Source organism: Nocardiopsis exhalans (assembly GCF_024134545.1).
In the GTDB taxonomy this organism is placed as follows: Bacteria; Actinomycetota; Actinomycetes; order Streptosporangiales; family Streptosporangiaceae; genus Nocardiopsis; species Nocardiopsis exhalans.
On the sequence record NZ_CP099837.1, the window covers coordinates 225,233 to 250,618 of the forward strand.

Below are 25,386 nucleotides of genomic sequence, written 5' to 3' on the forward strand. Positions count from 1 at the left end.
GAACCCGGTTCTTCACGTTCCGAAGAGGGAGGTACTGCGGGGCCGAAACCGGCGCGGGGGGAGCGCCAGGGATGTGGGGCCGCAGGAGGGTCTAGCGCTGCTCCGCGAAGGCCAGGGCGAGCACCTGGAGGTGCTGGCGGGCGATCCGCTCCACGAGGTCCGGGGTGGCCCGGCCGGTCACGTCCTGGGCGCCGTGCCTGGCCGCGTCCACGCACCGGGAGACGGTGGAGGAGTGGTGCACCTCGGAGAACTCGGAGGACAGGCGACTGATGACAGGTCTGAAGTGGTGGTCGCGGGCGGCCGGGGTTGTCGAGGGGGAGGGGTTCTCGGGCATCTCACTCCTTAGGGCTGCGAGGGCGGAACAGCACGGCGCGTATGCGCTTGGGGGCTTTGCGTAGCCACTGGAGGGTGGCCGGAGCTCCGCGCCGTAAACAGGCGGCGGGGTTCGGATATCAGTGGGCTAGGCCCCTTGTGGGGTGGTTTCGGTCTGGCGTCTACCCAGTTACGGGTGGTCAGGAACCATGATCACTCTAATCTGTTACGTTCCAATCTCGAAATGAATTCGGCTAATGCAACACCGTGTCGCTCGGTCCCCGACCCAGCGGGCTCGACCTGGGGCGACGTCCCGGGAGTGTGGGCACGATGGGACCAATGCCCGATTTTCGGGCGTTCATTCACCCCGGTCCAAAAAGAACCGAAAAAGCGCCCAACCGGTGATCCGGTTGGGCGCTTGTGCCCCTGTGGCGGGGCCTGGGATCAGGAGCAGCCGTACAGGCGGTCGCCCGCGTCGCCCAGCCCCGGGAGGATGAAGCCGTTCTCGTTCAGCCGCTCGTCCACCGCCGCGGTCACCACGCGCAGCGTCGCGCCGTGGTCGTCGGGCAGGGTTTCGGCCAGCTTCTGCTCCACGGCCACCAGGCCCTCGGGTGCCACCAGGAGGCAGATCGCGGTGATGTGGTCGGCGCCGCGCTCCACGAGCAGCTTGAGCGCCGCGGCCAGGGTGCCGCCGGTGGCCAGCATCGGGTCCAGCACGTAGCACTGGCGGCCCGACAGGTCCTGCGGGAGCCGGTCGGCGTAGGTGGCGGGCTGGAGGGTTTCCTCGTCGCGCGCCATGCCCAGGAAGCCGACCTCGGCGGTGGGCAGCAGGCGGGTCATGCCGTCGAGCATGCCCAGTCCGGCGCGCAGGATCGGGACCACCAGCGGGGTGGGGCGCGTCAGCTGGGTGCCGGTGGTCTCCACGAGCGGGGTCTCGATGGTGACCTCTGTCACGCGCACGTCCCGCGTCGCCTCGTAGGCGAGCAGGGTGACCAGCTCGTCCGTCAGCCGTCGGAAGGTCGGTGAGTCGGTCCGCACGTCGCGCAGGGTGGTCAGTTTGTGCGCGACCAAGGGGTGGTCGACGACCAGGGTTTCCAAAACGTTCTCCGGGTGAGCTGGGATAACGGGACGGTTGACGGGGAGAGGGGGCTGCCCGAGTCTAACCGCGCGTATCACCCTGATCAGGGCGCAACAGGGCCACCACACCCCCGGATTCGCTGTCTCGGTGGTCTCCGGTGGGGAACGGGTGTGCATGGGATCGCTCACGGGGGCGCGGGAGAGGCGCCTCTCGTGAGAGCGTTAGGGCGTTCTACGGCGGACGAGCGGCTACGGCGAGGTGAGGGTGATCGTTACCATGGCACTCGCACGGGCGAGCCGGACTCCACTCGTCCGCACCGAAACACCGTCCGGGTTGGGGTGACGATGACAGTGCTCGATCATGGTGACGACGACTCGGGTGACTTCGCGGCCGTCGCGTACAGGGAAGAGGAGTACTGGGATGTCGATCTTCTCCCCGTAGCGCTGACGCACGATCTCAAGGGGCTCATCCACGCCCTGCGCCAACAGCCGAGTATCAGCGGATCCCTCGGGCTGGTGTCGGTCGGCGACGACTTCTTCATCATCGTCCGGGTGTACGGCGGGGAGGTCTCCCTCTTCCTGTCCGATGTCACCGCTTCGGTCGACTGGCAGGTCGCCCGGGACGTCCTGGACTACCTGGACATCGACCTCCCGGACGACGACGACCTCGACCAGGTCCTGCCCGCGGGCGACCTGTCCGTGGTCGCGGACCTGGGCCTGGACGAGATGGAGCTGGGCGCTCTCGCCGGCGACCTCGACCTGTATCCGGACGAGGTGCTCGCGAGCGTGTCCGAGCGGCTGGGATTCGCCCAGTCCTTCCAGCGTGTCCTGGACGGCATGGGGTAGGGATCGCCTGGAAAACGACCAGGAGAGACAGGAGGGCACGCGGTGTCGACCTTCGCAGCCGTCTTCGCTCCGAACGGGAAGACGTGGCGGGGAAGTGAGGTCGATCTCGGTGACGTGGAGGTCATCGACGACATCACCGACCTCATGATGGACCTCGCCACGGACTGGGGCAGTGAGCTGGCCCTGCTCCTGATGGAGGCGGACGACGAGTGGTTCGCCGTCGTCCGGGTGGACGAGTCCGATCCGGATCCGAGGGTCTACCTCTCCGACGGCCGGGTGGTGCACGACCATCCGCTGGCCGGGGTGCTCTCCGAAGCGGGCGGACTCGGTGCCCCGGTGCCCGCTGAGAGCGCGGGCGCGCGCCCCGATCCCAGGCCGGACGGCGAAGGGGACCTGCTCACCGACCTCGGCGTGACCGAGGACGAGCTCTCCGACCTGTCCGTGGGCGGCGGTGTACTGCCCAGCGACGTGCTCGCCGTGGTCGCCGAGCGTGCCGGTTTCGCCGAGCTCCTCGACTCGATGAGGCTGTGACCGGGTGAGCGACCGGGGGTACGGCCTGCCCGAACTCGATCGCGGCACGGTCGACGGCGCGGTGCTCGAGGCCCTGGCCGAGGCCGAGCTGGCCCTGGCCACCGACGACGTCCCGGTGGGTGCGGTGGTGCTCGGGCCCGACGGAGCGGTCCTGGGCCGCGGGCACAACACGCGCGAGGCCGACGGGGACCCGACCGGGCACGCCGAGGTGCTGGCGCTGCGTGCGGCGGCTCGGGCGCACGGCGAGTGGCGGCTGTCCGGATGCACCCTGGTGGTCACCCTGGAGCCCTGTGTGATGTGCGCGGGGGCCACGGTGCTCTCCCGGGTGGACCGCCTGGTCTACGGGGCGCGCGACGCCAAGGCGGGCGCGGCTGGTTCGGTGTGGGACCTGGTCCGGGACCCCCGGCAGAACCACCGTCCGGAAGTAGTTCCACCCGACCTGATCAGCAAAGACATCGCCGAAAGGTGCTCGGATCTGCTGATTCGATTTTTCGCACGGCGCCGAGTCCGGTAGAGTACCTCTCGGTGGATTCGCCTAGTGGCCGATGGCGCCCGCCTCGAAAGCGGGTAAGGGGCAACCCTTCGAGGGTTCAAATCCCTCATCCACCGCCACCAGCCGCCCCCGGCACAGCCGGGGGCGGTTTTTTGTGCGCTCAGCCGCCCTGCGAAGCGGGCGTGTGCTCGGGGCCGGCCAGGTCGTCGATGGCCTTGTCCAGCCAGTTCACCCAGAACAGTTCCAGGTCGATACCGCCCTGGAGCACCAGCCCCTGGACCCGATCGCGCTCGGTCCCGTGGTCGCGGGCGGCGTCGCGCCGCTGGAACTCCCGGTACTCCGCCAGCCGGGCGGCGTGCAGCGCACGGTGGCGGCGCAGTTCCGCCAACAGGTCCTCGCCCACTCCCACGACCCCCGTCGCGCGCAGGCGCAGCATCAGGGGGTCGCGCAGGGCACGCGGCTCCTCCTGCTGCCCGACCCAGCGCTCCAGCTCCTCCCGGCCCGGGGCCAGTACCTCGTACTCCTTCTTCTGGCCCCGGGTGGGCGAGTCCGCGGGCAGCGCCCGGATGTGCCCGGCCTTCTCCAGCTTGCCCAGCTCGCGATAGATCTGCTGGTGGGTGGCGGACCAGAAGTACCCGATGGAGCGGTCGAAGCGCCGGGTGAGTTCCAGTCCGGAGGAGGGCTTCTCCAGCAGGGCGGTCAGGATCGCGTGGGGCAGGGACATGAGCGCATTCTAGGTAGGGCCGGGCGGGGTGGGCCGACCGATCGGTCCACCCCGCCCGGAGGGCTTACAGGGCGGCGGCCAGCTCGGTGCCCTGCTTGATGGCGCGCTTGGCGTCCAGCTCCGCGGCGACGTCGGCACCGCCGATCAGGTGCACGGTGCGCCCGGCGGCGGTGAGCTCCTCGGCCAGGTCCCGGCGCGGGTCCTGCCCGGCGCACACCACCACGGTGTCGACGTCGAGCACCCGCTCCTCGCCGTCCACGGTCAGGTGCAGGCCCTCGTCGTCGATCCGGCGGTAGTCGGCGCCCGCGACCATCTCCACGCCGCGGTGGCGCAGCTCCAGGCGGTGGATCCACCCGGTGGTCTTGCCCAGGTTCTTGCCGACCTTGCTGGTCTTGCGCTGGAGCAGGTGGACCCGGCGGGGCGGAGCGGGCCGCTCGGGGGTGCCCAGGCCGCCGCGCTCCCTGTAGTCGGTGTCCACGCCCCAGAGGCGGAAGAAGGTGTCCGGGTCCTGGCTGGCGTCGTCCCCGCCGTCGGTGAGGAACTCGGCGACGTCGAAGCCGATGCCGCCCGCGCCGATGATCGCGACCCTCTCGCCGACCTCGGCGCCGCCGCGCAGCACGTCCACGTAGCTGACCACGCTGGCGTGGTCCACGCCCGGGATCGGCGGGGTGCGCGGGGTGACGCCGGTGGCGAGGACGACCTCGTCGTAGCCGTCGAGGTCACCGGCGGTGACGGTGGTGTTCAGGCGCAGGTCCACGCCGTGCTTGTCGAGCTGGACGCGGAAGTAGCGGAGGGTCTCGTTGAACTCCTCCTTGCCGGGTACGCGGCGGGCCATGTTGAGCTGGCCGCCGATCTCGGCCGCGGAGTCGAAGAGGGTGACGCTGTGGCCGACCTCGGCGGCGGACACGGAGAAGGCGAGCCCGGCGGGGCCCGCGCCCACCACGGCCACGTTCTTGCGGGTCCGGGTGGGGGACAGGACCAGCTCGGTCTCGTGGCAGGCGCGCGGGTTCACCAGGCAGGAGGTGATCTTGAGGCTGAACGTGTGGTCCAGGCAGGCCTGGTTGCAGCCGATGCAGGTGTTGATCTCCTCCGCCCTGCCGGCCTCGGCCTTGGCGACGAAGGCGGCGTCGGCGAGCATCGGGCGGGCGAGGGAGACCATGTCGGCCTGGCCCTCGGCGATGATCCGCTCGGCGACCTCGGGGGTGTTGATGCGGTTGACCGCCACCACCGGGACCGTCAGCTCCTTCTTGAGGCGCTGGGTGATCCAGGTGTAGGCGCCGCGCGGCACGGAGGTGGCGATGGTGGGCACGCGGGCCTCGTGCCAGCCGATGCCGGTGTTGATGATGTCGGCGCCGGCGGTCTCGATGCGCCTGCCGAGCTCGACGACCTCGTCGTAGGTGGAGCCGTCGGGCACGAGGTCGAGCATGGACAGGCGGTAGATGAGGATGAAGTCGGCGCCCACGCGCTCGCGGACGCGGCGGACGATCTCCAGGGGGAGGCGGACGCGGTTGTCGAAGGAACCGCCCCAGCGGTCCTCGCGCTTGTTGGTGGCGGGCGCGATGAACTGGTTGATGAGGTAGCCCTCGGAGCCCATGACCTCGACGCCGTCGTACCCGGCGCGCTGGGCGAGCTCGGCGCAGCGGACGAAGTCCTCGATGGTGCGCTCGATCTCCTCATCGGTGAGCTCGTGCGGCACGAAGGGGCTGATCGGCGCCTGCAGGGCGCTGGCGGAGACGGACTGCTCGCTGAAGGCGTAGCGGCCGGTGTGCAGGATCTGCATGGCGATCCTGCCGCCGTCGCGGTGCACGGCCTCGGTGATGACCCGGTGCTCGGCGACCTCGTCGTCGTTGGTGAGCTTGGCGCTGCCGGTGAAGGTGGCGCCCTCGGGGTTGGGGGCGATGCCGCCGGTGACGATGAGGCCGACCCCGCCGCGGGCGCGTTCGGCGTAGAAGGCGGCCATCCTCTCGAAACCGCCGGGGACCTCCTCCAGGCCGACGTGCATGGAGCCCATGATCACGCGGTTCCTGAGGGTGGTGAAGCCCAGGTCCAGGGGTTCCAGAAGGTGGGGGTACTCGCTCATGACGTCTCCTCGCGCGGGGTGCCTCCGGGCCGGTGTCCTGCCGGCCCGTCTTCATTATGCAACAAGTTGCACAATGAATCGCGAGGGGGCTCGGGTTGGATTGAGACTCCTGGGGTCGGGTCCTCAGGGCTCCACCGGTAGGGGCGTTGGCCGCTTGGCAGGGCGCCCGCCACCGGAGGGGTGCCCCGAATCCGGTGCGCGAGGGTCATGGTGCCGTCTCGCTCTCGATTCGGAGCTCTGGGTCTGTTTCCTCGAAATAGAACCTTTGCATCATAGAACCTCTGTAGCATAATGGTCGTGTCATGGAACGTAATCCTGCTTGACGAGGTACACGACTGGCTCCTGGTTCTTGCCAAGGAGGACCCGAGATCGGCTGACACGGTCGTTGCCGCGATCGACATGCTGGCGGAGGTCGGTCCGATACTCGGCCGCCCTTTCGTCGATGTCATCAGCCACTCACGAATCCACAACCTGAAGGAGCTGCGTCCCCGTACGACAGGAGACACGGCGATCCGGGTGTTGTTCGTCTTCGACCCGGACAGACAGGCCGTCCTCCTGGTCGCCGGAGACAAGGCAGGTCGCTGGAAGCAGTGGTACGACAGGAACATCCCGCTGGCCGAGCTGCGTTACCAGCGGTGGTTGGACGGTGGCTACACGGAGGAGAGGGGATGAGCGCCTTGGCCAGAACCTGGGGTGAGAGCCGGGAGGAGATCATCGCGGCCGGCGGGCTCGATGAGGGACGCATCGCCGAGATCGGTCAGGGGATGCGGGCGGAAGAGCGCGCCTACCGGTTGGCCGAGGTCAGGCGTCGGCACGGCATCGATCAGACGACGCTGGCCGAGCAGCTGGGGATCTCGCAGTCGAGGGTGTCACGCATCGAGCGCGGCGAACTCGACCGGTCCGAACTGGCCACGATCAGGAGCTACGTCGAAGCCCTCGGCGGGACAGTGGAGATCGTGGCCAGGTTCGGGGACGAGGCGTTGCGTGTGGGTTGACCGTCGCGGTGTGGCGGTGCGGGCGATCGGGGCCGGGCGCTCCTAGCGTTGACCGGGGGTGGCAGGTCCGGCCCCCGGTCGCGCCTTGCCCGGGAGGGTCTGTCATGAGCAGGAACACCGTCGCCGAACAACTCGTACGCACGCTGCTCGCCGCGGGGGTCACCCGCGTCTACGGGGTCGTGGGCGACAGCCTCAACCCGGTCGTGGACGCCGTGCACAGCACCGACGGCATCGAGTGGGTGCACGTGCGCAACGAGGAGGCCGCCGCCTTCGCCGCCGCCGCGCAGGCCCAGATCGACGGCAAGCTCGCCGTCTGCGCGGGGTCCTGCGGCCCCGGGAACACCCACCTCGTCCAGGGGCTCTACGACGCCCAGCGCAGCGGAGCCCCCGTGCTCGCGCTGGCCTCGCACATCCCCTCGCACCAGATCGGGACCGGCTTCTTCCAGGAGACCCACCCCGAACGGCTCTTCGGAGACGTCACCGAGTTCCGCGAGCTGGTCGCCCACCCCGACCAGATGCCCCGGCTGGCACGGATCGCGATCCAGCACGCCCTCGGCACCCCCGGGGTCGCCGTGCTCGTCCTGCCCGGCGACGTCGCCGGGCAGAAGGCCGCGGGGCCCGCCGACACCACCCCCGTCACCGCCGGGCGTGCCACCGCCTGGCCCGCCGAGGACGACGTCCGCGAGCTCGCCCGGAGGATCAACGAGGCGGACACGGTCGCCCTGTTCTGCGGCGCCGGGGTCCGCCACGCGCACGAGGAGGTCATGACCCTGGCCGAGCGGGTCAACGCCCCCGTCGGGCACACCCTGCGCGGTAAGGAGTGGATCCAGTACGACAACCCGTTCGACGTGGGCATGATCGGCCTGCTCGGCTACGGCGCCTGTTACGAGGCGCTCAAGGAGGCCGACCTCACCGTCCTGCTCGGCTGCGACTTCCCCTACGACGACTTCCTGCCCAAACACAACGTCGTGCAGGTCGACCACGATCCGCGCCGTCTGGGCCGCCGCGTCCCCCTCCAGCTCGGCGTGCACGGCGACGTCGCCGCGACCCTGCGCGCCCTGCGCCCGTCGGTCCGCCGCAAGGACGACGACACCTTCCTCAAGGACGTGCTCCGCCGCCACGAACGCGCCCTGACCAGGGTCGTGGACGCCTACACGAAGAACATCGAGCACCACACCCCGATCCACCCCGAGTACGTGGCGAGCATCCTCGACTCCCTGGCGCCCGACGACACCGTGTTCACCGTCGACACCGGCATGAACAACGTGTGGGCCGCCCGCTACCTCACCCCGAACGGCCGCCGCCGCGTGATCGGCTCCTTCACCCACGGCACCATGGCCAACGCCCTGCCGCACGCCATCGGGGCCGCCTACGCCGCCCCGGACCGCAAGGTCGTGTCCATGTCCGGCGACGGCGGCCTGAGCATGCTCCTGGGCGAGCTGATCACCGTCCAGCAGCACGACCTGCCCATCATGACGGTGGTGTTCAACAACTCCTCGCTCGGCATGGTCCGGCTGGAGATGATGGTGGACGGCATGCCCGCCTTCGAGACCGACCACGCCCCGGTGGACTATTCCAAGGTCGCCGAGGCCGTGGGCATGCGGGCCATCCGGGTGGAGGACCCGCAGGACGTGCGGGAGGCTCTGCACCAGGCGCTGACCGCGAACGAGCCGGTACTGGTGGACGTGGTCACCGACCCCAACGCGCTGTCGGTGCCCTCCAAGGTCACCGCCGACCAGGTCACCGGCTTCGCCCTGTCCGCGGGCCGCACGGTGCTCAGGGGCGGTGTCGGCTCGATGATCGACCTCGCCCGCTCCAACCTCCGCAACATCCCCAGGCCGTAGAGGGCTGGCCCACAGGCCGCCGTGCGACCAGGCCGACACGTCCACGGGTCCGGGGCGCCTCGCCGTTCGGTGCTCAGGGGCTGGTCCGGAACGCCTCCATGCCCGCCCCGGACAGGGAGCCCAGTGCAGTGGTGCGGCCGGTGAGGAACAGCAGCAGGGCCTGGATCGGGCCGCGTACCTCCGCGCCCGACCCCACCTGCCAGTCGGCGTCGGTGGCCGTCAGCCGGAGGCCGTCCAGCCGTCGCCGCGCGTGGAAGGGGAAACCGATCGACCAGACCTGCGTCGCGCCCGCGCAAGCGGCCTCGACAGGCATCACCCGTGTGATGCCGAGGGGGGCGGAGATGTCCTGGCCGTGGACAAGGACGTCGAAGAGGGTGTTGCGGTAGTTGGTGACCGCGGGCAGCCGTCGTGAGGCCGCCAGCGCACGCAGTTCATCCGCCAGTCGTGGGCCGAGCCGATCGGCGTTGCGTATCGCCGAGTCGCGGTTCAGCCGGTGGAAGCTGCCTCCGGCGCGCACGACGTCCAGGAGCATCCGGCCGGGGGAGGGTGGATCGGCCACCCCGGCCAGGTGCCCGGCCACGTCGCGGACCCGCCATCCCTCGCACAGCGAGGCGGTGTTCAGTTGGGACTCGTCCAGTTCGCCAAGGAGGTCGGCCAGTTCGAGCCGCTCCTTCTCGATGATGCGCCAGCACTCCTCGGGACCCACCGGGTACCTCCTCGTGGAACGGCAAGATTCCCGTACAAAGGACCATTCAGCTCACTCGGCGTCAATAGAATCACCGTGAATGAGCAGGATCGCGACAGCGGTGGGCCCGACCGGGTGCTGTCCGGTGGCCGGGGAGAGGGCGGCGACGTGGGCTGGGGGCTTCGTCCGCCTGGCCGGAGGGTCGTCCCGGCGGCACTCCGGCACACCTCGGGGCCGTCCCGGATCCACCGCTGCGTCGCCGGGCGGCTCCACGATGGCCGACCGGGCCCGAAACCGAGACCACCAAAGACGAAGGCCCCGACCGCTGTGCGATCGGGGCCTTGACGTCTGCCCTGGTGGGCTGTGGCGGAGGATAGGGGATTCGAACCCCTGAGGGATTGCTCCCAACACGCTTTCCAAGCGTGCGCCCTAGGCCACTAGGCGAATCCTCCGTGGATCACTCTACAGGCTTTCCGGGAGTGCTTCGAACGGGTTTCAACTGGCCGGGGAGGGGCGCCCGGCTCGGGTTGCGAGGGTCTCCGGTTCGGATACACTCGGGGCAGACCCCTCGTGCGGCGTCACCCTATGAACCTCCCCAGGGCCGGAAGGCAGCAAGGATAAGTGGGCTCTGGCGGGTGCGCGGGGGGTCCTTTCTTGTTTCTGGGGGTACCTCGCCCCAGCGCCGCCCCCTTCCGGTTTCCCCGACCAGGCGCGAGTTGTCACCGCCAAGGGGTTGAATGGGACCGAGGCAGGGACACAGGGGAGTGATCACACCGTGAGCATCGCGCTGTACCGCAAGTACCGTCCCGCGACGTTCGGTGAGGTGCGCGGTCAGGAACACGTGACCGACCCGCTGCGCCAGGCGTTGCGCAGCGGACGCATCAACCACGCCTATCTCTTCAGCGGCCCGCGCGGCTGCGGCAAGACGACCAGCGCGCGCATCCTCGCGCGCTCCCTCAACTGTGAGCAGGGCCCCACCCCCGACCCCTGCGGGACCTGCGACTCCTGTGTGGCGCTCGCCCCCGACGGCGGCGGCAGCATCGACGTGATCGAGATCGACGCCGCCTCCCACGGTGGTGTCGACGACGCCCGCGACCTGCGCGAACGCGCGTTCTTCTCGCCGGTCAACTCGCGCTACAAGATCTACATCATCGACGAGGCGCACATGGTGACCCGGGAGGGTTTCAACGCGCTCCTCAAGCTGGTGGAGGAACCCCCGCCGCACCTGAAGTTCGTGTTCGCCACCACCGAACCCGAGAAGGTCATCGGCACGATCCGTTCGCGGACCCACCACTACCCCTTCCGGCTCATTCCGCCGAGCACCCTCAAGGAGCTCATGGAGGACCTCCTCAAGCAGGAGGACGTCTCCTACGACCCCGCCGCGCTGCCGCTGGTCGTGCGCGCCGGCGCCGGTTCGGCCCGTGACACCCTCTCCGTCCTGGACCAGCTCATCGCCGGTTCGGACGAGGGCGGTATCACCCGGGAGGGCGCGGTATCCCTGCTCGGCTACACCGACTCCAGCCTGCTCGGCGAGATGGTCGACGCCCTGGGCGCCCGAGACGGCGCCGCCGCGTTCAGCCTGGTCGACCGGATCGTCGAGGGCGGGCACGACCCGCGCCGCTTCACCACGGACCTGCTGGAGCGCTTCCGCGACCTCGTGGTGCTCGCCGCCGTCCCGGACGCCCTGGACAAGGGGCTGGTGAACGTCTCTCCGGAGTCCGCGGAGCAGATGAGGGAACAGGCCGCCCGGCTCGGCCCGGCCGAGCTGTCCAGAGGCGCCGAGATCCTCAACCAGGGACTGACCGAGATGCGCGGCGCGACCGCGCCCAGGCTGCTCCTGGAACTCATGTGCTCGCGCATCCTGCTGCCCGCCACCGACGGCGCCCAGGGCGCCGCGCTGCTGGCCCGGCTGGAGCAGATGGAGCGCCGCGTCGCCTCCGGCGCCATCGCCCCGGCCGCGTCAGCTCCGGCACCCGCCGCCGCCCCGGTGGCTCCCGCACCCGCGGCGCCTGCTCCCGCGGCCCCGGCTCCTCAGGCTCCTGCGCCTGCCGCGCCCGCGCCGCAGGCGCCAGCACGGCCCAGCGCACCCGAACCCCCTCCTCGTCCGGCGCCCCCAGCGGCCGCCGGTGAGCCCGCGGGCTGGGACGCCCCGCCGCGCAACGTCCCCGAACCCGCGCAGGGTGCCGCGGTGTCCGCACCCCCGGGCGGTGGCGGCCCGCTCGACCTGGGCCGGGTCCAGGGCGCCTGGCACCAGATCCTGGAAGCGGTCAAGGGCCGCCGCCGGTTCACCTGGATGGTGCTGACCGGCAGCGACGTCCAGCCGGTCGGGGTCGAGGGCAATACCGTGCTGCTCGGCTTCAGCAAGCCCAACGAGGCCAAGGGCTTCAGTAACAGCGGCAGCGACAAGGTCGTCGCCGGCGCGATTCAGCAGGTCCTCGGGGCCGAGGTCCGGGTGGCCCCCGCCAGCGGCGGCAACCAGGCGCCCCCGCGCCGCGCCGAACCCGCTCCGCGCCCGGCTCCGCAGCAGCAGGCGCCGCGGCCTGCCGAGCCCGCGGGTTGGGACGCCCCGGCCCCCGCCCCACAGGCGGAACAGCCCGGGCCCGGTGCTCCCGAAGCCGCACCGGCCCCGCAGGCCGCCCCCGCGCAGCCCGCGGGCCCGCCGCCGGACCGGATCGTCACCGGGCTCCAGGAGCCGCCGCCCGACCCGTACGAGGACGGTGCCGCGGCCCCGCCGCCCGACGACGGCGGTTTCGGTCGTCCCGTTCAGCGCGGACCGGCCCCGAAGGCGGCCGAGCCCAGCGCTCCGGTACCCAGCGCTCCGGTACCCAGCGCTCCGGTACCCAGCGCTCCGGCGCCCAGTGCACCCGCGCCGAGTGTTCCCGTGTCCAGCGCTCCAGCCCCGAACAGCCAGCCCCAGGGCGGGTCGGGCTCGAACACCTCCGGTGGTTCCGGCGGCGGTTCGGGCACGCGCCCCGCGGGCGGCGGCGCCGCGCTCATCGAGACCGAGCTCGGGGGCAAGCTGCTTGAGGAGATCGAACACGGGGCCGCCCCCGAGGCCTGACCGTCCTACTGTCCTGGACACGGACCTGGACCCGGACCCGGACCGAGCGTCGGGATCAGGGCCGCAGTCCGCGCAGGACCGTGTCCACGAGCCGGTCCACGTACTCGTGCGTCAGCGGTCCGGTGCGCAGCAGCCACCGGTGGTTGATCGGACCGTTGAGCATCTCCACGGCGAGGTCGAGGTCGGCGTCCGGGGCGAGCTGACCGGCGTCCTGCCCGGAGCGCAGCCGGGCCCGGACCGCCTCGCTGTTGGGCTGGATGAGGCGTTCGGTGACGGCTCGGGCGAACTCCTCGTCGTGCTGGACCTCCGCGGTGAAGGCCCGCGTGGTGCGGTCCATGGCCGGGTCGGCGAACTCGTCGGCGGTGGCGCGGAACACGGTCTTGAGGTCGGCGGCCAGGTCGCCGGTGTCGGGCAGGGGCAGCCCGGCCTCGGCCCCGGTCAGCCTGGTGAAGACCTCGAAGACCACGGCGGCCTTGGAGGGCCACCAGCGGTAGATGGTCTGCTTGCCGACCTTCGCGCGGGCGGCGATGGCCTCCACGGTGAGCTTGGCGTAACCGACCTCACCCAGCAGTTCGGCGGCGGCGTCGATGACGGCGTTCCGCGCGCGTTGGCTGCGACGGCGGGGATCCGGGGCCCGTCGGTTCTGTTCAGCGGTGTTGTCGGCCATGGCTCCACGGTATCCGCTGAGAAATGACGAGACGTCTCGTATTAAAGCCGGTATTATCAGGTGCGACGATCTAAACGAGACGCTATGTCTCGTTGGTCGGTGCAGGGAAGGACAACAGACATGTCCAAGAACAGCGACAACCTTCTCGGGATGGGTGGGCAGCGCACCACCGTCTCCCGGTCCGCGATGCGCGGCAACAGCGCCGAGGCCAAGGGCGGTCCCAGCGACGACGCGCGCGAGCGCAAGCAGGAGCTGCTGCGCAAGCTTCGGGAGAAGCACTCCACCCAGGAGAGCAAGGACACCGCGGGTCAGTCATGACCGCTCGGCGGCGGCCCCCACCGGCAGGACCGGTCGGGGGCCGTCGGCGTTCCCGGGCCCCGGCGGCTCCGACCGAGCCCCGGCCCTGTACGAACCCCGACCTCGTGCGGGCAGCGACCCCGCTCAGACCGGGCAGCCGACCGGCCAGGACCGTCCGTCCGGCGCGTCCAGCCACACCCGCTGCTCCCCGTCGTCCGCCACCAGCAGGCCGAACCGGCTCGGGTCGGGCTTTCCCAGGGCGGACCACTCCAGCAGGGCCTCCTCGACCTCGTCCCAGATGCTTCTGGGCCCACCCTGCTCGATCATCCACGAGGTGCCGTAGGGGTAGATCCGCACCCACGACTCCCCCCACCGGTCGCACAGCCACATCCCCGAACCCGTGCCGATCCACCGGCGCCGCATCCGCCAGTCCGGGACCATGACCGAGACGGCGAAGGCCGAGGCGAAGGCCAGCATCGGGGCGACCGGGTCGACCTGGGTGAGCCGGTACTCGTCCGGCTGCTGTCCGGCGTCTCGTACCGGGGGCAGGGCCGAACCGGGCGTGCGCAACGGGACGAACCCGACCCCGCCGTGGAAGCGGCCCAGCGCCGCGAGGCCCTGAACGCCTGAACCCCCAGGGGCCCCGGCACCCCCGGCGCCGAGTTCGAGCCGCATGAGTACGCCCGCGCTCTCCAACATCCCCCAGGGGCACACCACGAGTCCGTCGTCGGTGAGCTGTTCGAGCCAGGCCGCGGGCACCCGGCGCACCCCGCAGGCGCTGATGATCCGGTCGAAGGGCGCCGCTTCCGGGTAGCCGCCGTGGCCGTCGGTCAGATGGGTGCCGGGGGAGAACCCCGCGTCCCGGAGCGCCTCCCGGGCAGCATCCAGCAACCGCTCGTCGATCTCCACCGAGGTGACGGATCCGTCGCCGAGGCGGTGGGCGAGCAGCGCGGTGTTCCATCCCGTGCCGGTGCCGACCTCCAGCACCTTCTGCCCGTCGGCGAGGTCGGCGAGTTCCAGCATCCGCGCCAGCACGGTCGGCGCGGAGCTGCACGAGGTGGCGGCTCCTCTGCCGCGCTGTCTGGGAACTTCGGGCCCTTCGATCCTGGTGACGATGGCGTTGTCCGTGTACACGGCGGTCAGCCAGCGGTCGGGGTTGCCCATGGCGTTCAGGGTGCCGCCGTTGGCGGTCAGCGCGCCGTTCTCCGGGATGAACAGGTGACGGGGCACGGAACGGAAGGCGTCGACGAGTGCGGCGTCGGTCAGCGTGCCGTCCGCGATTATCGCCTCGATCAGAGCCGAGTTACGCTCTCTGGCGGTCAACACGTCCTCAGTCCCCTGTTGTTCTCGCTGTTCAAGGATGGGTTCCCCGGATACCAGTGGTACCCGGGAACCCCGCGGGACATCCTTTCAACCGACCGTGATTTTTTCGCTACTCCTCGATCTCGCGCCTGGTGAAATCAGGTCAACGGTGCCACCAAGTACTCGTTGCCGCCCACGAAACCATGGCCGCTGGTTCCGCCGGCCTCGTCGTGCCCGGGGTAGTCCACGTAGCCGCGTGCGCCGGACGTGTAGTGGAAGTCCTTCTCCCGGATCCCGGCCCAGGGCACCCCGGCCGCCAGCCGTTCGACCACGTCCGGGTTGGCGATGTAGGGCCGCCCCACGGAGACGAGGTCGGCCCGTCCCTCGTCGAGCAGCGCGGCCGCGCTCTGCGGGGTGGTCGCCTCGTGTTCGCCGGTGTTGCCCACGAGCGTGCCCGACCAGTCCCGGCGCGCCTCGGCCAGTGCGGGGTGGCGGGGATCTTCGGTGACGTGCAGGTAGGCCAGGCCCAGCGGCGCGATCAGGCGCAGCAGCTCCCGGTAGACCGGGGCCGGGTCGTGCTCCACCATCTCGAACTGCCGGTTTCCGGGGGAGAGCCGCAGCCCCACCCGGTCCGCCCCGACGGCGTCCGCGACCGCCTCGGTGACCTCCACGGGGAACCGGACCCGGCCGGAGGTCCCGCCACCGTAGGCGTCCGTGCGCAGGTTGGTGTTGTCGGCGAGGAACTGGTGCGGCAGGTAGCCGTTGGCCCCGTGGATCTCGACCCCGTCGAACCCGGCCCGCAGCGCCGCCCGGGCCGCCTCCGCGTACTCGGTGACGGTCCGCGCGATCTCCCCGGTGGTCAGCGCGCGCGGGGTGACCGGGGCGACCTTGCCGTCCAGGGTGTGTACGAGGTCGGTCCGCGGCACCGCCGAGGGCGCCACCGGGGTACCGCCGTCGGGGCGGTTGGCCGGGTGTCCGCCGCGTCCGGCATGCATGAGCTGGGCGAAGATCCGGCCGCCCGCCGCGTGCACGGCGTCGGTCACGCGCCGCCACCCCTGGACCTGCTCGGCCGAGTACAGGCCCGGCTCGGTCAGGTACTGCTGTCCGGCCACGCTGGGCGTGATCCCCTCGGAGACGATCAGGCCCGCGCCGGCCCGCTGGGTGTAGTAGGTGGTCATGAGCTCGGTGGGGACTCCGTCGCGGTCGGCGCGCAGCCGGGTCATCGGGGCCATGACGACCCGGTTGGGCAGGTGTAGCGGGCCGAGGTCGTAGGTGCTGAGCAGAGGGTTCGGGGTCTGGTTCGGGTTTTCGTTCGGGTGCTTCGTCGAGGTGTCCATGACGCGAGCGTAGAATCTGACATCCGTGTGAGGTTCAAGCGTTCGTGACCAGGGTCACGCGTCGCGCCGGAGGTGCCTGTGCGTATCGGTGAACTGTCCGCGCGCAGCGGGGTGAGCCCCCGCTCGCTGCGCTACTACGAGGAGCGGGGGCTGCTCACGTCCCGGCGCACGTCCGGCGGCCACCGCGAGTACGGCGAGGACGCGGTGGAGCGGGTGGACCGCGTCCAGTGCCTGCTCGGGGCCGGGCTCAACACCGAGACCATCCGTGAACTGCTGCCCTGCGTGTACGCGCGGGAGCGCGGGGAACCCGCGCCGGACCTGCTCGACTGGCTGTGCGCCGAACGCGACCGGGTGAGTGGCGCGATCCGCGGTCTGGAACGCACCCGGGAGGCCTTGGACGAGGTCATCGAGAACGCCAGGAACTCCCCGACCGAAGGCCGGGTGAACGCCGACCGAGCTGTCGGCGCAGGCGGCGGGGGAGCCTTGGCCGGACCGGTTACCCTCACAGGCAAGTGACACGCAGCTACGAACAGCACCATGTGTGCGGCGAGGAGATGGCCGTGAACCCTGGCGGAATGGACATGCAGGCCCTGCTTCAGCAGGCCCAGCAGATGCAGCAGCAGCTGGCGCAGGCCCAGCAGGCCCTGGAGGAGGCCGAGGTCGAGGGCACCTCCGGCGGTGGCCTGGTCAAGGTCAAGCTGAGCGGGCGCGGACAGGTCGAGGACATCACCGTCGACCCCAAGGCCGTGGACCCCACCGACGCGGAGGAGACCGCGCAGACCGTGGCGGACCTGGTCCTGGCGGCCATCCGTGACGCCGAGGCGCAGGTCGAGCGCCTTCAGCAGGAGAAGATGGGCCCGCTGGCCGAGGGTCTGGGCGGCGGCGGGATGCCCGGCGGCATGCCCGGTCTCCCCGGCTTCTAGGACTGCCTTCGGACCCGTCTTCGAGGCACACCTCGAATCCTCGCGGTCGCCGCCCCGGTGCCCACCGGCACCGGGGCGGCGACCTTTCCCGGGCTCTTTCCGGCGGCTTCCCGCCTTCCGGTGCTTCGGCCGGGACACGGCCGGGCCGCCGTCACAAGAGGTCACCGTCCCCCGATACGGTGGGGTGAGGGGCAGGAGCAGCCCCGCCGGGCCCCGGCCCGGTTCCGACCGAGTGGGTAGGCATGTACGAAGGCGCGGTTCAGAATCTGATCGACGAGCTCGGGCGGCTGCCCGGCGTCGGTCCGAAAAGCGCGCAACGCATCGCCTTCCACCTGCTGTCCGCGGAACACGCGGATGTCAAACGCCTGGTCAACGCACTCGTCGAGGTCAAGGAGCGGGTTCGCTTCTGCTCGATCTGCGGCAACGTCGCCGAGGAAACCGAGTGCCGTATCTGCCGTGACGCCCGCCGCGACGCCGCCGTCATCTGCGTCGTCGAGGAATCCAAGGACGTCGTCGCCATCGAACGCACCCGCGAGTTCCGCGGGCGCTACCACGTGCTCGGGGGCGCCATCAGCCCCATCGAGGGTGTGGGCCCCGACGACCTCCGGGTCAAGGAGCTCATGACCCGCCTGGCCGACGGCCAGATCACCGAGCTCATCCTGGCGACCGACCCGAACCTGGAAGGGGAGGCCACCGCGACCTACCTGGCGCGGCTGGTCAAACCCATGGGCCTGAAAGTCACCCGTCTGGCCAGCGGGCTGCCCGTCGGCGGCGACCTCGAGTACGCCGACGAGGTCACGCTCGGACGTGCCTTCGAGGGCCGCCGCAGCCTGGAGTTCTAGCTCACACTTCGCCGTAATCTGGTCGAAATATGAGTAACCTCCGTTCGAACGGGTAGGCCCGAGCGCTGGTGTGTCAAGACGCCACGCCCTCCCTCCGCAGGTCGGAGCGGGTGTTGTTGGCGTCGCTGGCTACACTCCGATTGTTAATTGTCTTGATCCCAACTCCTCAGGAGCATCGATCGTGGCCCTAATCGTGCAGAAGTACGGTGGGTCTTCCGTGGCTGACGCGGAAGCCATCAAGCGAGTAGCCCAAAGGATCGTGGCTCAGAAAAAGGCGGGACATGACGTCGTGGTCGTGGTCTCGGCCATGGGCGACACGACCGACGAACTGCTGGACCTGGCGGAACAGGTCTCCCCGATGCCTCCGGCGCGCGAGCTCGACATGCTCGTCACCGCCGGTGAGCGCATGTCGATGGCCCTCGTGGCGATGGCCATCGAGAACCTCGGGTACGAGGCCCGTTCCTTCACCGGATCCCAGGCCGGGGTCATCACCACGTCGTTGCACGGCAACGCCAAGATCATCGACGTGACCCCCGGGCGCATCCAGGAGGCCATCGGCGAGGGTGCGATCTGCATCGTCGCGGGCTTCCAGGGCGTCTCCCAGGACACCAAGGACATCACGTCCCTGGGTCGTGGCGGTTCCGACACCACTGCCGTCGCTCTCGCGGGCGCGCTCAACGCCGACGCCTGCGAGATCTACAGCGACGTGGACGGCGTGTTCACCGCCGACCCGCGCGTCGTTCCCACCGCGCAGCGCATCCCGCAGATCTCCTATGAGGAGATGCTGGAGATGGCTGCCAGCGGCACGAAGATCCTGCACCTGCGCTGCGTCGAGTACGCGCGCCAGTACAACATTCCCCTGCACGTCCGCTCGTCGTTCAGCCAGAAGCCTGGAACGTGGATCGTTTCGGAAGTCGAGGAAAGCGAAGGCATGGAACAGCCGATCATCTCCGGGGTCTCCCACGACCGGAGCGAAGCCAAGATCACCGTCGTCGGCGTCCCCGACAAGGTCGGTGAGGCCGCGACGATCTTCAAGGCGCTCGCGGACGCCGAGATCAACATCGACATGATCGTGCAGAACGTGTCGGCGGTCTCCACCTCCCGCACGGACATCTCGTTCACCGCGCCGAAGGAGTTCGGCAAGGTGGCGGTGTCCGCCCTGAAGAAGGTCCAGGAGAAGGTCGGTTACGACTCCCTGCGCTACGACGACAAGATCGGCAAGGTCTCGCTGATCGGCGCTGGCATGCGCTCCTACCCGGGCGTCACCGCGCGCTTCTTCGACGCGATCGCCTCCTCCGGCACCAACGTCGAGATGATCTCCACCTCGGAGATCCGCATCTCGGTCATCGTCGAGGAGGACCAGGTCGACGCCGCGGTCCAGGCCGCGCACAGTGAGTTCCAGCTCGACGCCGACCAGGTCGAGGCTGTCGTCTACGGAGGTACCGGCCGATGAGCAACCGTCTTCCCACCCTGGCCATCGTCGGCGCGACCGGCGCCGTCGGCACCGTCATGCTCGACATCCTCACCCAGCGTGAGAACGTGTGGGGCGAGATCCGCCTGATCGCCTCCCCGCGCAGCGCGGGCAAGGTCCTGAGCGTGCGCGGCGAGGACGTCGTCGTGCAGGCGCTGGCCCCCGAGGTCTTCGACGGCGTCGACGTCGCCATGTTCGACGTACCGGACGAGGTGTCCAAGGAGTGGGCACCGATCGCCGCCGCCCGCGGTGCGGTCGCCGTCGACAACTCCGGCGCGTTCCGCCTGGACTCCGACGTTCCGCTGGTGGTTCCCGAGGTCAACGCGGACCAGGTGCGCAACCGTCCGCGCGGCATCATCTCGAACCCGAACTGCACCACCCTGTCGATGATCGTGGCGATCGGTGCCCTGCACCGGACCTACGGCGTCAAGGAGCTCGTGGTCTCCTCCTACCAGGCCGCCTCCGGCGCCGGCCAGGAGGGCATCGACGTCCTGCGCGACCAGATGGCCAAGGCCGCCTCGGACCGCACCCTCGGCGACAACACGGGCGACATGCGCTCGGCCGTCGACGAGCTCGGCCCGTTCCCGGCGCCGCTGGCCTACAACGTCGTGCCGTGGGCGGGTTCGCTCAAGGACGACGGCTGGTCCTCGGAGGAGCTGAAGGTCCGCAACGAGTCCCGCAAGATCCTGGGCCTGCCGGACCTGAAGGTCTCCGCCACCTGCGTGCGCGTCCCGGTGATCACCACGCACTCGCTGGTCGTGCACGCGACCTTCGACAGCGAGATCGCCGCCGACGACGCCCGCAAGCTGCTGGGTGCCGCCGAGGGCGTCGAGGTCCTGGACGACCCCGCCAAGGGCGAGTTCCCGACCCCGAACGACGTCGTGGGCACCGACCCGACCTGGGTCGGCCGGATCCGCCAGTCCATCGACGACCCCAAGTCGCTCGACCTGTTCCTGTGCGGGGACAACCTGCGCAAGGGCGCCGCGCTGAACACCGCGCAGATCGCTGAGGTCGTCGCCAAGGAGTTCACCCAGGCCTGAGCCTGACCGTGTCCGGGGTTGATCTGATCAGCTCTGCCCCGGCCGGAGAGTAACTGAGGGCGGTGGTTCGCCCCTTCCGCGGAGCAGTCGCGCGGAGGAGACGGGCCACCGCCCTTCGCCATGCCCCGCGCTCCCTGCGCTCCCAGTCCTCCGTGATCTTGCTACCAGAGGCGAAATCGGCGCCGAACTCGCCTCTGGTAGCAAGATCACCGGGGTCCAGGGGTGTCGGAAGCAGCGGGCACGCCGGGGCGGGCACAGAGGGCGCAGGGCCCGGAGCGCCGGGAACGTGATCAGGATCAGAGTACGCCCGAGCTAGCGCCTCGGGCGCGGGCGGGCGAGGGACAGTTTGTAGAGGAGCCGGCACTGCTCGGCCGAGCCGATGAGGTCGGAGGTCTCGACCGGACGGTCACCGCTGTAGTGGGTCCGTTCGACGACCAGGACGGTCATCCCGGGTGCGGAGTCCAGGAGTACGGCCTCGGAGTCGCGCAGGGCGCGGACCCCGACCTCCTCCACGACCCGGTCCACTGGGAACCCGGCCGCGCTGAGCCGCTCCAGGGGGCCGGTCTCGGCGGCGTCGAAGGGGGTGCGCACGGTGCCAGCGGTCAGTGCCGCGGGTTCCCAGGATCGGTGCAGGGTGACCGGTCGGTTCGCGGAGAACCCCCGCGAGGTGGTCAGGTACACGGGTTCGCCGTCGCGGAGCCGGAGCCTTGAGCTGAGCGGGGCCGAGCAGAGCTCCTGTTCGGTGCTGATCAGTTCGCGGGAGAGCCGGCCCAGGCCGGAGCCTGAGGTGGCGTCGGTTCGGGAGAGCCGGTAGACCTCGGGGGCGGTCCGCACGTAGTACCCGGAGCCGGGCCGGGCCTCGACCAGGCCCTCCGTGACCAGGAGCCGGAGGGCGGTCCGGGAGATCTGCTCGCTGACCCGGTAGGTGCGGGCCAGCCGGGTACGGGAGGGGAGCCGAGTTCCGGGGGGCAGTTCGCCGTTGAGGATCGGCTCACGGAGCTGGTCGGCCAGCCAGAGGTACTGGGGTTGCCTGGACACCGCTCACCCGGCCTCTGCCGAGCCCCCGGTATGCGGGGTGGTTCTGGCCGTACGCACGAGTCGGTGGTCGCGGGTGCCCGTGCCGCCACTGTTTCCGGTGCCGGTCCGGGGGAGGAGGGAGGGGGTGGACCTGCCAGATCGCCGAAGCTTGCCCATGCTTCCAGTAAAGCAGTGGAAAAGCCTGGTGGGGGGCGCTACCCGAAAGTAGTCGGCCCCGGCCGGTTGGGGGCCACGGATTCGGAAGTGCGCCGTCCAGGTCAGGGAAACGCCCGAAAACGTCGGAATGTGCGTGCCTGGCCACCCTGGGTTATTACCCTGTGTATCGAGGCAACTACGTCTTGCTTGGGGGAGTCATGATCACGAACCTTTCGGAGCAGGTGAACCGGGCCGACCTGCCGCGGAACGTGGACGACGTCAGTCCCGCTCTCGCCTGGCTGACCGGTATCACCGGCATCATCATCGGGCTGATTTTCCTCGCCGTCATCGTGCTGGTGATCGCGGCGGTCATCTCGGCGCTGATCGACGGCGACACCTCCGGGGGCGGCAAGCTCCTGTGGGTCATCTTCATCCTCTGGGCCCCGCTGTTCGGCGCGGTCGCCTGGTTCGTGGTCGGCAAGAAGGGGCACTTCAACCGCCTCCTCGGCATCGACAAGGGTCGAGCCCGCCACACGGTGCCGACCAGCGTCGGGCAGCACAGCAACGTCGCGTCCGACCAGACCGGCCTCGGCCACGCCTGAGCGGTCGCACCCGAGCAGGGCCGAGCGGGCCCCGGGCCGTAGAGAGGTTTCTCTGCGGCCCGGGGCCCTCGTCATGCGGGTGCGGCTCTCCGCCGTACCGTGCAAAATGCACGGTGAAGTCATGAGGAGTGCCCTTGCCTCCGTGATCGGGTGAATTCTAAAGTCACAAGAGACCGAGGAAATCACTCGAACATAGGCGGAGAGGCTGGAATGTCAGCGGAGTACGATCTCTACTGCGCGGCTGACCCGTATCACTACGATCGCCCTGAAAACGCGCCCGCCCACGGTGGTGACTTATTCGCCGTGTTGCTTCGGAATCCCTGCCCGAAAGGGTGGATCCGTGTTGACACCGAGGAGTGGGTGAACTTCTCTCCCGAGGTCTTCGACTTTCCCCTCCAGGGGTGGAAGATCCATGTCTCCGCGCACCTCGGTAACGCGGAAAGCGTCACCACCCGGGTGTGGGAATACTGCCTGCGGGAGCGGATCGCCTTTAAGCTGGTGCCCGGGCCAGGGCGTTTTCGGAACAAGAACGTGAAATACGCGCCCCGGGTCGCCAGCGGGAAACTTTTCACGCTCTACCCCGCCGACGAGACCGTGCTGCACCGCGTTCTGACCGAACTGGGCGAGGAGTTGCGCGGCGAGGAGGGCCCCTACATCCTCAGCGACGTCCGCTGGGAGGACGGTCCCCTCTACACACGTTATGGCGCTTTCGCCAAGCGTTTGGTCGACGACGGGAACGGCCGAGGGCAGATCTGTATCGAGACTCCCGAAGGGGCCCTGGAGCCCGATCCGCGCGGCGTCGTCTTCACGGTTCCGGAGTGGGTTGCTCTTCCGGAGTTTCTCCGACCGCACGTCGACCGGTACCGCAGCCCGGTGCTCGATGACTTCCCCTACGAGGTCAAGGACGCGATCCACTTCTCCAACAGCGGCGGAGTGTACAAGGCGGTCGAGCGGGCGACCGGCCGGACGGTGGTCCTGAAGGAAGGGCGCCCCTTCGCCGGGCTGGACGGACACGACCAGGACGCGGTGACCCGGCTGCGCCGGGAACGGGACATGCTCCGACACCTGGAGGACGTACCGCAGGTCCCGGCCCTCATCGACTACCTGACAGTCGGCGGACACGAGTTCCTCGTTCAGGAGTACGTCGACGGCATACCCCTGTACTCCGCGCTCGCCAAGCGCAACCCCTTGACGCACGGCCCTCGGGTCCCCCGTGAGACGGGGGACTACAGGTACTGGGCCCTCGGCGTCTGGGAGCGTGTTCGGGATGCCTTACGCGGGGTACACGAGCGGGGAGTGGTCTTCGGAGATCTCCACCCGAACAACGTGATGGTCCGAGAGGACGGCCGGATCACGCTCATCGACTGGGAGGCGGCCGCTTTCGAACGGGAGCGTCGCCGCCCTCCGATGGGCAATCCGGGTTTCATGGCCCCGCCGGACCTGCGCGGCTCCGACATCGACATCTACGCACTGGCCCTGCTCAAGATCGCGCTCTTCGCCCCGGTCACGTCGTTGATGCAACTGGCCCCGGACAAGATGCGCCACGTCGCACAGCGGGCCTGCGAGGTCTACCGGTTGGAGGCGGACACTTTTACGTCCGAGCTCGGCATCCTGGCCGGGAAGACCTCTGCTGAGCCGCCCGCGGTACCTGCCGAGGCGGCCGAGGCGGGACGGGTCAGCGCCCCCGCCGACATCGATGACCTGGCACCGGTGGCGGACTCGTGGTCCCACGTGTGCGCCGATATCGCCCAGGGCATCCTGACGAGCGCCACCCCGCACCGGGCCGACCGGCTCTTCCCCGGAGACATCGCGCAGTTCGGACTCCCCTACGCGGGGTTGGGTTTCGCGCACGGTGCCGCCGGTGTGCTCTGGGCGCTCCACCGTACCCAGGGCATCCGGTTCCCTGAAGGGGAGCAGTGGCTCCGGGAACGGGCCCTGGCCGAGCGCGCGGACGCCACCACCGGGTTCTACGGCGGTGACCACGGCATCGCCTACGCATTGTGGGACCTGGGGTACCGGGAGGAGGCGGTCGCCCTGCTCGACCGGACGTTCGCCCGAGGCGAGGAGAGACTGCCGGTCGACCTGGAAAGCGGGCTGGCCGGGATCGGTCTCAACTGGCTCCACTTCCACGCCGAGTGCGGCGACGACGCCTTTCTCCAGCGTGCCCTGCGGATCGCGGAGCAGTTGCGGGCCCGTACGCCGGACCGCTCAGATGCCTGGAGTTCGTTCCGATCACCCGGCGGAGCCCTGCGCGGCCCCTCTGGGCCGGCGCTCCTGTTCATCCGCCTGTACGAGGCCACCAGAGAGCACGCCTTCCTCGACGTGGCGGCGGAGGCGATCCGCCGGGATCTCGCCAAGTGCGAGACCGATGAGTACGGCGCGCTCCTGCTCAAGGACGAGTACCGGCTCCTGCCCTACTTCGGCATCGGCAGCGCGGGGACCGGCATGGTCATCAACCGCTATCTGGACCACGTCGAGGACACTGAGCTCCAGGCCGATCGCGCGGCCGCCGCGAGTGCTGTGAACAGCCGGTTCAGCGTGTTCCCCGGGCTCTTCGAGGGGCACGCGGGGCTCATCATGGCGTCGGCCGCCATGTACGGGGCGGCGTCCGAGACCCGTGCGTCCGAGCTCGTGGCGGCGGTGGACGCCCTCAACTGGCACGTGCTCCGTGACGGAGACCACCGGGTCTTCCCCGGGAACCAGCTCCTACGGCTTTCCACCGATCTCGCTACGGGATCGGCCGGGGTCCTCCTCGCCCTGCACAGCGCCGAACGGGTGCTCACCTCGTCAGGCCCCGGAATCAGTCTTCCCTTCTTCTCGGCTGAGGAATTCAGCAAAATCTGAGCGCCTCGTGTCGAGAATCCCAGAGAAACACATCACAGAAGAGGGCAAGCATGTCGCTGTACGAACTCCAGGGCCTCGGTCCGAGCGCTGACAACCAGGTTAATCACAGTGGTGCGTCCACCGGTGGGTGCTACTACTACTCGCACAAGAACGGATGGTGCGCCAGCGCCTTCTCCACCGGCGGTTGTCGTCCGCTGAACTAGAGGATTCTTCTCCTTGTGACCGTGGCCCGCTCCGGTT

General features: G+C 69.8%; 24 protein-coding genes, 2 tRNA genes and 1 other RNA gene. 17 read left to right on the plus strand and 10 right to left on the minus strand.

Annotated features, from left to right (window positions below; all coding sequences use genetic code 11):
• Positions 1 to 91: 91 nt before the first annotated feature.
• Together NE857_RS01010 and upp are read right to left on the minus strand one after the other, a co-directional pair.
• On the minus strand, positions 92 to 334 hold the full coding sequence (locus NE857_RS01010; RefSeq protein ID WP_017579420.1) for a hypothetical protein: 243 nt from the start codon (positions 332 to 334) through the stop codon (positions 92 to 94).
• Positions 335 to 756: 422 nt separating this feature from the next.
• Complete coding sequence (gene upp, locus NE857_RS01015; protein ID WP_254419377.1) at positions 757 to 1,410, minus strand: uracil phosphoribosyltransferase; 654 nt, start codon at positions 1,408 to 1,410, stop codon at positions 757 to 759.
• Between the two features lie 324 nt (positions 1,411 to 1,734).
• On the opposite strand from upp, the gene NE857_RS01020 reads away from it, so the two are divergent.
• The 4 genes from NE857_RS01020 to NE857_RS01035 all read left to right on the plus strand — a co-directional run bounded on the left by NE857_RS01020 (position 1,735) and on the right by NE857_RS01035 (position 3,378).
• Positions 1,735 to 2,235, plus strand: a complete 501-nt coding sequence (locus NE857_RS01020; RefSeq protein WP_039830929.1) for a tRNA adenosine deaminase-associated protein — start codon at positions 1,735 to 1,737, stop codon at positions 2,233 to 2,235.
• A gap of 42 nt (positions 2,236 to 2,277) precedes the next feature.
• Positions 2,278 to 2,766 (plus strand): tRNA adenosine deaminase-associated protein, encoded by a 489-nt coding sequence (locus NE857_RS01025; RefSeq protein ID WP_184367081.1) that lies wholly within the window; start codon positions 2,278 to 2,280, stop codon positions 2,764 to 2,766.
• Positions 2,767 to 2,827: 61 nt separating this feature from the next.
• Complete coding sequence (locus NE857_RS01030; protein ID WP_425572024.1) at positions 2,828 to 3,280, plus strand: nucleoside deaminase; 453 nt, start codon at positions 2,828 to 2,830, stop codon at positions 3,278 to 3,280.
• A 10-nt stretch (positions 3,281 to 3,290) separates the two neighbouring features.
• Positions 3,291 to 3,378: transfer RNA gene (locus NE857_RS01035), tRNA-Ser, on the plus strand.
• 41 nt (positions 3,379 to 3,419) lie between these two features.
• On the opposite strand, the gene NE857_RS01040 is transcribed toward NE857_RS01035, so the two are convergent.
• Together NE857_RS01040 and NE857_RS01045 are read right to left on the minus strand one after the other, a co-directional pair.
• Entirely contained in the window at positions 3,420 to 3,983 is a 564-nt protein-coding gene (locus NE857_RS01040) for a PadR family transcriptional regulator (protein WP_254419379.1), read from the minus strand.
• 64 nt (positions 3,984 to 4,047) lie between these two features.
• Positions 4,048 to 6,063, minus strand: coding sequence for an NADPH-dependent 2,4-dienoyl-CoA reductase (locus NE857_RS01045; RefSeq protein WP_254419380.1), 2,016 nt, complete (start codon positions 6,061 to 6,063; stop codon positions 4,048 to 4,050).
• Between the two features lie 291 nt (positions 6,064 to 6,354).
• On the opposite strand from NE857_RS01045, the gene NE857_RS01050 reads away from it, so the two are divergent.
• The 3 genes from NE857_RS01050 (at position 6,355) to NE857_RS01060 (ending at position 8,902) form a co-directional block, all read left to right on the plus strand.
• On the plus strand, positions 6,355 to 6,735 hold the full coding sequence (locus NE857_RS01050) for a type II toxin-antitoxin system RelE/ParE family toxin (RefSeq protein WP_254419381.1): 381 nt from the start codon (positions 6,355 to 6,357) through the stop codon (positions 6,733 to 6,735).
• Entirely contained in the window at positions 6,732 to 7,058 is a 327-nt protein-coding gene (locus tag NE857_RS01055) for an XRE family transcriptional regulator (RefSeq protein ID WP_017579412.1), read from the plus strand. The genes NE857_RS01050 and NE857_RS01055 overlap by 4 nt, the downstream gene beginning before the upstream one ends.
• A 104-nt stretch (positions 7,059 to 7,162) precedes the next feature.
• Entirely contained in the window at positions 7,163 to 8,902 is a 1,740-nt protein-coding gene (locus NE857_RS01060) for a pyruvate dehydrogenase (RefSeq protein WP_254419382.1), read from the plus strand.
• Positions 8,903 to 8,975: 73 nt separating this feature from the next.
• On the opposite strand, the gene NE857_RS01065 is transcribed toward NE857_RS01060, so the two are convergent.
• Both NE857_RS01065 and NE857_RS01070 read right to left on the minus strand, forming a co-directional pair.
• Positions 8,976 to 9,608, minus strand: a complete 633-nt coding sequence (locus tag NE857_RS01065) for a maleylpyruvate isomerase family mycothiol-dependent enzyme (RefSeq protein WP_254419383.1) — start codon at positions 9,606 to 9,608, stop codon at positions 8,976 to 8,978.
• Between the two features lie 343 nt (positions 9,609 to 9,951).
• A tRNA-Ser gene (locus tag NE857_RS01070) sits at positions 9,952 to 10,039 on the minus strand.
• 107 nt (positions 10,040 to 10,146) lie between these two features.
• Between NE857_RS01070 and ffs the strand changes: the two genes are divergently transcribed.
• Both ffs and NE857_RS01080 read left to right on the plus strand, forming a co-directional pair.
• An RNA gene (gene ffs, locus NE857_RS01075) (signal recognition particle sRNA small type) lies at positions 10,147 to 10,242 on the plus strand.
• A 120-nt stretch (positions 10,243 to 10,362) separates the two neighbouring features.
• Positions 10,363 to 12,648 carry a DNA polymerase III subunit gamma and tau gene (locus NE857_RS01080; protein WP_254419384.1) on the plus strand — a complete coding sequence of 762 codons (2,286 nt, stop codon included), beginning with the start codon at positions 10,363 to 10,365 and terminating at the stop codon, positions 12,646 to 12,648.
• 55 nt (positions 12,649 to 12,703) lie between these two features.
• Here the strand turns inward: NE857_RS01080 and NE857_RS01085 are convergent, their stop codons facing one another.
• Positions 12,704 to 13,315 carry a TetR/AcrR family transcriptional regulator gene (locus NE857_RS01085; protein WP_254419385.1) on the minus strand — a complete coding sequence of 204 codons (612 nt, stop codon included), beginning with the start codon at positions 13,313 to 13,315 and terminating at the stop codon, positions 12,704 to 12,706.
• 120 nt (positions 13,316 to 13,435) lie between these two features.
• Between NE857_RS01085 and NE857_RS01090 the strand changes: the two genes are divergently transcribed.
• Positions 13,436 to 13,633, plus strand: coding sequence for a DUF6243 family protein (locus NE857_RS01090; RefSeq protein WP_017579407.1), 198 nt, complete (start codon positions 13,436 to 13,438; stop codon positions 13,631 to 13,633).
• A gap of 123 nt (positions 13,634 to 13,756) precedes the next feature.
• Here the strand turns inward: NE857_RS01090 and NE857_RS01095 are convergent, their stop codons facing one another.
• Together NE857_RS01095 and NE857_RS01100 are read right to left on the minus strand one after the other, a co-directional pair.
• On the minus strand, positions 13,757 to 14,935 hold the full coding sequence (locus NE857_RS01095) for a methyltransferase domain-containing protein (protein WP_254419386.1): 1,179 nt from the start codon (positions 14,933 to 14,935) through the stop codon (positions 13,757 to 13,759).
• A gap of 137 nt (positions 14,936 to 15,072) precedes the next feature.
• Complete coding sequence (locus NE857_RS01100; RefSeq protein WP_254419387.1) at positions 15,073 to 16,251, minus strand: alkene reductase; 1,179 nt, start codon at positions 16,249 to 16,251, stop codon at positions 15,073 to 15,075.
• Between the two features lie 78 nt (positions 16,252 to 16,329).
• Between NE857_RS01100 and NE857_RS01105 the strand changes: the two genes are divergently transcribed.
• From NE857_RS01105 to NE857_RS01125, 5 genes are all read left to right on the plus strand, one after another.
• Positions 16,330 to 16,767 (plus strand): MerR family transcriptional regulator, encoded by a 438-nt coding sequence (locus NE857_RS01105; RefSeq protein WP_254419388.1) that lies wholly within the window; start codon positions 16,330 to 16,332, stop codon positions 16,765 to 16,767.
• 59 nt (positions 16,768 to 16,826) lie between these two features.
• On the plus strand, positions 16,827 to 17,174 hold the full coding sequence (locus NE857_RS01110; protein WP_026116313.1) for a YbaB/EbfC family nucleoid-associated protein: 348 nt from the start codon (positions 16,827 to 16,829) through the stop codon (positions 17,172 to 17,174).
• Between the two features lie 242 nt (positions 17,175 to 17,416).
• A complete protein-coding gene (recR, locus tag NE857_RS01115) occupies positions 17,417 to 18,016 on the plus strand; it encodes a recombination mediator RecR (RefSeq protein ID WP_017579402.1) in 600 nt (199 codons plus the stop codon).
• Between the two features lie 181 nt (positions 18,017 to 18,197).
• Positions 18,198 to 19,469 (plus strand): aspartate kinase, encoded by a 1,272-nt coding sequence (locus NE857_RS01120; protein ID WP_083926660.1) that lies wholly within the window; start codon positions 18,198 to 18,200, stop codon positions 19,467 to 19,469.
• Positions 19,466 to 20,527 carry an aspartate-semialdehyde dehydrogenase gene (locus tag NE857_RS01125; protein WP_017579400.1) on the plus strand — a complete coding sequence of 354 codons (1,062 nt, stop codon included), beginning with the start codon at positions 19,466 to 19,468 and terminating at the stop codon, positions 20,525 to 20,527. The genes NE857_RS01120 and NE857_RS01125 overlap by 4 nt, the downstream gene beginning before the upstream one ends.
• 312 nt (positions 20,528 to 20,839) lie before the next feature.
• Here NE857_RS01125 and NE857_RS01130 read toward each other — a convergent pair whose 3' ends face one another.
• Positions 20,840 to 21,565: a GntR family transcriptional regulator gene (locus NE857_RS01130; RefSeq protein ID WP_254419390.1), complete on the minus strand. Its 726-nt coding sequence runs from the start codon at positions 21,563 to 21,565 to the stop codon at positions 20,840 to 20,842.
• Between the two features lie 353 nt (positions 21,566 to 21,918).
• Between NE857_RS01130 and NE857_RS01135 the strand changes: the two genes are divergently transcribed.
• Together NE857_RS01135 and lanKC are read left to right on the plus strand one after the other, a co-directional pair.
• Positions 21,919 to 22,302, plus strand: coding sequence for a PLD nuclease N-terminal domain-containing protein (locus NE857_RS01135; protein ID WP_254419391.1), 384 nt, complete (start codon positions 21,919 to 21,921; stop codon positions 22,300 to 22,302).
• A 210-nt stretch (positions 22,303 to 22,512) separates the two neighbouring features.
• On the plus strand, positions 22,513 to 25,146 hold the full coding sequence (gene lanKC, locus NE857_RS01140) for a class III lanthionine synthetase LanKC (protein ID WP_254419392.1): 2,634 nt from the start codon (positions 22,513 to 22,515) through the stop codon (positions 25,144 to 25,146).
• Positions 25,147 to 25,386: the final 240 nt, after the last annotated feature.